This is a genomic window from Cupriavidus sp. SIMBA_020 (assembly GCF_046535395.1).
Classification (GTDB): Bacteria; Pseudomonadota; Gammaproteobacteria; order Burkholderiales; family Burkholderiaceae; genus Cupriavidus; species Cupriavidus campinensis.
The window spans coordinates 1-321 of record NZ_JAWRWU010000261.1 but is presented as its reverse complement, the minus strand read 5'-3'; the positions used below and the strand labels follow the sequence as shown (position 1 = coordinate 321).

At 68.2% G+C, this 321-nt stretch carries 1 protein-coding gene; it reads right to left on the bottom strand.

All coding sequences use genetic code 11. The features are described 5' to 3' along the window. Positions 1-59 precede the first annotated feature (59 nt). On the bottom strand, positions 60-321 hold a 262-nt coding region (locus SB751_RS29110; protein WP_410748921.1), incomplete at its 5' end, for a DMT family transporter.

Below are 321 nucleotides of genomic sequence, written 5' to 3'. Positions count from 1 at the left end.
GCCTCCTTTCATTGGATTGTTGCGACGCAAGCTTGAGAATCAAACAGGAAGCCCGGACCTCAACGCGGGGCAGCGTTGCCGCCGGGAGCGGCGGGCGAAGGCCTGGCGGCCCCGCCCCCCATCAATACGAACACGCCGGCCAGGACCAGCGCGGTGCCCGCCAACTGCCAGGCGGTAACGGGCTCATCCAGGAACCACGACGCCAGGAACAACACCGACACCGGCCCCAGCATGCCCAGGAGCGAGGCGGTCGGCGCGCCGATCAGCGCCACCGCCCACATCAGCATGAAGACGGGCACCACCGTGTTCAGGGTGGCGTGG